This is a genomic window from Halomonas sp. 707D4 (genome assembly GCF_024158685.1).
GTDB lineage: Bacteria > Pseudomonadota > Gammaproteobacteria > Pseudomonadales > Halomonadaceae > Vreelandella.
Genome location: NZ_JAMZBD010000197.1, coordinates 1 through 5537, shown reverse-complemented (window position 1 = coordinate 5537; position 5537 = coordinate 1). Strand labels below are relative to the sequence as shown.

Annotated in this window: 4 protein-coding genes; all 4 read right to left on the bottom strand. The window is 66.6% G+C overall.

Translation table 11 applies throughout. The features are described 5' to 3' along the window. On the bottom strand, positions 1-376 hold a 376-nt coding region (locus tag BIS11_RS09795; protein WP_301286436.1), incomplete at its 3' end, for an ATP-binding protein. Then, complete coding sequence (locus tag BIS11_RS09790; protein ID WP_253423352.1) at positions 357-1313, bottom strand: acetyl-CoA carboxylase carboxyltransferase subunit alpha; 957 nt, start codon at positions 1311-1313, stop codon at positions 357-359. The genes BIS11_RS09795 and BIS11_RS09790, both read right to left, overlap by 20 nt. A 102-nt stretch (positions 1314-1415) precedes the next feature. Further along, entirely contained in the window at positions 1416-4925 is a 3510-nt protein-coding gene (gene dnaE, locus BIS11_RS09785; RefSeq protein ID WP_253423349.1) for a DNA polymerase III subunit alpha, read from the bottom strand. Positions 4926-4957: 32 nt separating this feature from the next. After that, positions 4958-5537: ribonuclease HII (gene rnhB, locus BIS11_RS09780; protein WP_253585987.1), on the bottom strand; the 580-nt coding region annotated here is incomplete at its 5' end.

Genomic DNA, 5537 nt, shown 5'->3' with positions numbered 1-5537 from the left:
GGTGCTGGGCGAGCCACAGCGTGTCGCCAGCGGGCACGACGTCGACGAAGGCTTGGTAGCGTGCCCGACGGGCGGCGGCTTCCAGCCCCTCGCCGTGTGTCTCGACCGTTACTCGGGCGACGTGCAGGGGAATGTCGAGCGTGCGGCACAACGACTGGCAGTGGGCCGCAAATGCCGAGGCGGCGGGCTGCAGGCCGTGATCGACGTGCAGCGCGGCCAGCGCCCGCCCCGCCCGGCGACAGGCCGGGGCAGCGAGGCTCACCAGCAGCGAAGAGTCGAGCCCGCCGGAGAGCGCGACCCAAACGCAACGCCCCGGCGGGGTCTCCGCCAGGGCGTCGTCGAGCAGCCGCGAAAGATCAGGCGGCGGGGGCGCCATAGCTCATCAAGCGATCAAAACGGCGCTCGAGCAGCGCGTCGGTGTCCATGCCCTTGAGCCGATCCAGGCTTTCGGTGAGTGCCTGCTTGACCCGCTCGGCGGTGGTCTGGGGATGACGATGGGCGCCGCCCAGCGGCTCCTTGATCAGTTCGTCGACGAAGCCCAGCTCCTTCAGGCGCTCGGCGGTGATGCCCATCGCCTGGGCGGCGTCCGAGGCGCGCTCGGCGCTCTTCCACAGAATCGAGGCGCAGCCTTCCGGCGAGATCACCGAGTAGGTGGAGTACTGCAGCATGTGCAGCTCGTCGCACACGCCGATGGCCAGCGCCCCGCCGGAGCCGCCCTCGCCCACCACGGTGGAGATGATCGGCGTCTTGAGCCGCGACATCACCGCCAGGTTGTAGGCGATCGCTTCGGATTGGCCGCGCTCCTCGGCGTCGATGCCGGGGTAGGCCCCGGGGGTGTCGATGAAGGTGAGTACCGGCATCTTGAAGCGCTCGGCCATCTCCATCAGGCGGCACGCCTTGCGGTAGCCTTCCGGGCGCGGCATGCCGAAGTTGCGGCGCACCTTCTCCTTCACGTCGCGGCCTTTCTGGTGGCCGATGACCATCACCGGGGCATCGTCGAGACGCGCCACGCCGCCGACCAGCGCGGCGTCGTCGGCGAAGTTGCGATCACCGTGCAGCTCGTCGAAATCGGTGAAGACCGACGCGAAGTAGTCCAGCGCGTAGGGGCGCTGGGGATGGCGCGAAATCTGCGACACCTGCCAGGGGGTGAGGTCCTTGAAGATCGATTCCGTCAGCTTGCGACTCTTCTCCTCGAGCCGGGTGATCTCGTCGGAGAGGTTGACCTGGCTGCCGGAGCTCACCAAGCGCAGCTCTTCAATCTTCGCCTGAAGCTCGGCAATGGGCTGTTCAAAATCGAGATAATTGGGATTCATCGGCTCTGCCTGTAAGCTGCCTGTAAAAAACCTGATCGAAGACGTCAGTTAAACGTGCATTATCGCACCTTGGCCTACGCGCGCAAGGCGCGCAGCCCAACGCTACCGGTAGCGAAGCTGGATACCCACCTGCCCCTCGACGTCGCGTAGCGCCTGAAGCAGGTCGTCGCTCGGGGTCACGCTCCAGCTCTGGTCGAGTGCCAGCCACCCGGTCGCCGCGCTGTGGCGGTAATGCAGATGCACCGGAAGCCCTTGCGGGTCGCGGTAGGGGTCGAGGCAGTCGCGCAGACTCTCCACCAGCCGGCCGTTGATCTGCGCCGCGTCGAGGGCGACCTCCACCCCCTGACCATAGCACAGCCGCGCCGCCACCATCGGCGTGACCTCCTTGCCGCGAAGCTTGAGCCCGCCGGAGAAGTCGTCGCTCGACACGTCGCCCTCGACGATCAGCACCTGGCCGTCGAGGTTCTGGCCTCTGAGCTGCTCGAACAGCTCGCCGAACACCGAGGCCTCGATGCGCCCGGTGCGATCGTCCAGCGTCACGAAAGCCATGGTGTCGCCACGCTTGGACTTCATGGTACGCATCGCCACTACCAGCCCCGCCACCCGCTGGGGTTCGCGGGAGGGTTTCAAGTCACTGATACGCGTCGAGACGAAGCGCTTGAGCTCGCGCTCGTACTCGTCGATGGGGTGACCGGTGAGGTAGAGCCCGAGGGTATCCTTCTCGCCGGAAAGCCGCTCGCGGTCGGACCACTCCCGAGCGTGGCGATACTCGGCGTAGACATCCACCGCCGTATCTTCCTCAGTAGCGGCGAAGGCGTCGCCGAACATGTCGAGCATGCCCAGGCTCTGGTTGGCGTGGTTCTGCGCCGCCGCCTTGAGCGCATCCTCCATGGCGGCGAACAGCACCGCCCGGTTGGGGCCGAGATTATCCAAGGCGCCGGAGCGAATCAGCGCCTCCAGGGTGCGCTTGTTCATGCGCTTGGGGTCGATGCGCCGGCAGAAGTCGAACAGATCCTTGAACGGCCCGCCCTCCTGGCGTGCGGCGACGATGGCGCCGATCGGCCCCTCGCCCACGCCGCGGATCGCGCCGAGCCCGTAGACCACGCGGGCATCGGTATCGACGGTGAACTTGTAGCCACCGACATTGACGTCCGGCGGGGTCACGGTGAGCTTGAGGTTGCGACACTCCTCGATCAAGGGCACCACCTTGTCGAGGTTGTCCATCTCGGTGGACATGACCGCCGCCATGAAGGGGCCGGGATAGTGCGCCTTGAGCCAGGCAGTCTGGTAGGAGACCAGCGCGTAGGCCGCCGAGTGCGACTTGTTGAAGCCGTAGCCGGCAAACTTCTCCACCAGGTCGAAGATGTTGCCCGCCAGGTCCTTGTCGATGCCGTTGGCCGCGCAGCCGTCCATGAAGCCGGCGCGCTGCTTGGCCATCTCCTCGGGCTTCTTCTTGCCCATCGCCCGGCGCAGCATGTCCGCCTGGCCGAGGCTGTAGCCGGCCATCACCTGGGCGATCTGCATCACCTGCTCCTGGTACAGGATGATGCCGTAGGTGGGCGTGAGCACGGGTTTCAACAGCTCGTGCTGGTAATCCGGGTGTGGATAAGACACTTCCGCCCGGCCGTGCTTGCGGTTGATGAAGTCGTCCACCATGCCGGACTGCAGGGGCCCGGGACGGAAAAGCGCCACCAGGGCGATCATGTCGTCCAGCGAATCCGGCAACAGGCGCTTGATCAGCTCCTTCATGCCTCGGGATTCGAGCTGGAACACCGCCGTGGTCTCGGCGCGCTTCAACATCTCGAAGGTCTTGCCGTCGTCGAGCGGAATGGCGTCGATGTTGAGCGGGCCCTGGCCCGCGGCGTCACGCACCTTGTCGACCATCTCCAGCGCCCAGTCGATGATGGTCAGCGTGCGCAGGCCCAGGAAGTCGAACTTGACGAGCCCCGCGTCCTCGATGTCGTTCTTGTCGAACTGGACCACCAGCCCCGAGCCGTCCTCGTCGCACAGAAGCGGCGAGAAGTCGGTGAGCTTGGTCGGCGCGATCACCACGCCCCCTGCGTGCTTGCCGGTGCCGCGGGTGGTGCCCTCGAGCTTGAGCGCCATCTCCCAGATCTCTTCGGCCTCCTCGTCGGTCTCGACGAACTCCTTGAGCGCCGGCTCCTGCTCGATCGCCTTGGCGAGCGTCATGCCCACCTCGAACGGGATCAGCTTGGAGAGCTTGTCACCCAGCGAATAGGGCCTGCCCTGGGCACGGGCGACATCGCGCACCACGGCCTTCGCCGCCATGGTGCCGAAGGTGACGATCTGGGATACCGCGTTGCGCCCGTAGCGATCCGCCACGTACTCGATGACCCGGTCGCGCTTCTCCATGCAGAAGTCGACATCGAAGTCGGGCATCGAGACCCGCTCCGGGTTGAGGAAGCGCTCGAACAGCAGGTCGTAGCCGATCGGATCGAGGTCGGTGATCTTCTGCGCGTAGGCCACGAGTGACCCCGCACCGGAGCCGCGCCCCGGCCCCACCGGCACGTCGTTGTCCTTGGCCCACTGGATGAAGTCCATCACGATCAGGAAATAGCCGGGAAAGCCCATCTGGATGATGACGTCGAGCTCGAACTCCAGCCGCTCGCGGTAGCGCGCATCGATCTCCTTGTACTCGTCGCCGTCGCGCGGGTAGCGGTCCACCGGAAACAGGAAGTCGAGGCGCTCGGTGAGGCCATCGTGGGAGACCTTCCTGAAGAACTCGTCCTGGGTCATGCCCTCGGGGATCTCGAACTCCGGCAGGAAGATCTCGCCCAGGCGCACGTCGACGCTGCAGCGCCTTGCGATCATCACGCTGTTCTCGAGCGCCTCGGGGATATCGGCGAACAGCTCCGCCATCTCCTCGGGGCTCTTGAGGTACTGCTCCTCGGTATAGCGGCGTTCGCGGCGCGGGTCGTCGAGCGCCTTGCCCTCGCCGATCGCCACCCGCGTCTCGTGGGCCCAGAAGTCGTCGCGCTCGAGAAAGCGCACGTCGTTGGTCGCCACTACCGGCGCGCCGGACTCGAGCGCCAGCGCCACGCTTGCATGTACGCAGTCCTCCTCCAGCGGGCGGCCGGTGCGGGTGAGTTCGAGATAGAAGCGGTCGGGAAAGGCGGCCTGCCACTCGTCGAGCAGCGTGCGGGCCTCGCGGGCATGGTCGCTGAGCAGGTGACGACCGATCTCGCCTTCGCGCCCGCCGGAGAGCGCGATCAGGCCCTCGCTCTGCTCGATCACCCACTGCTTTTGCAACAGCGCCCGGCCCTGGCGCTGGCCCTCGCTCCATCCCTTCGAGATCAACTCGGTGAGGTTGCGATAGCCGACATCGTTCATCGCCAGCAGCGTCAGACGGTAGGGGTGCGTCTCGTCGTGGGGGTTGGCGAGCCACAGGTCAGAACCGATGATCGGCTTGAGCCCCGCGCCCTGAGCGGCCTTGTAGAACTTCACCAGGCCGAACAGGTTGGTCTCGTCGGTCAGCGAAGTCGCCGGCATGTCGCGGCTGGCGGTGGTGCTCACCAGCGATTTCAGCTTCACCAGGCCATCGACCAGGGAGTACTCGCTGTGCACGCGCAGATGAACGAAAGGAGGCGTCATGGGAAATTCACCACTGGTAAAAATGAGTGTGCCTAGAAAAGCGCCAGCTGCCGCTTGACCGGCCCGAAGCTTCTGCGATGCTCGTCGAGCGCCCCGTGGGCCGCGAGGGCCGCCAGGTGCTCCCGGGTCGGGTAGCCCTTGTGACGGGCGAAACCGTAGTGCGGGTAGCGCGCATCGAGCGCCACCATCTGGGCGTCGCGGGCCACCTTGGCGAGAATCGACGCCGCCGCGATCGCCGGATGGCGGGCGTCGCCCTTCACCACCGCCTGGCCGGGAAGCCGGTGGCCGGGCAGCCGGTTGCCGTCCACCAGCAGATACTCCGCTTGCGGCGCGAGGCCGTCAACCGCCCGGCGCATGGCCAGATGCGTGGCGTGGTAGATGTTGAGCGCATCGACCTCGGCCGGACTCGCCTCGGTCACGCAGAAGGCCAGCGCCCGCTCGCGAATCAGCACGTCGAGCGCCTCGCGCTTCTTGGCGCTCAAGGTCTTGGAGTCGCCGAGCCCTTCGATCGGCCGGGCCGGATCGAGGATCACCGCCGCGGCCACAACGCTTCCCACCAGCGGGCCGCGACCGACCTCGTCCACCCCGGCGAGGTGATCGCCGGCGTAGGGA

Excerpts from the sequence above, each read along its gene's own strand:
- dnaE (WP_253423349.1), bottom strand. The coding sequence starts at position 4,925 with ATGACGCCTCCTTTCGTTCATCTGCGCGTGCACAGCGAGTACTCCCTG.
- BIS11_RS09790 (WP_253423352.1), bottom strand. The coding sequence starts at position 1,313 with ATGAATCCCAATTATCTCGATTTTGAACAGCCCATTGCCGAGCTTCAG.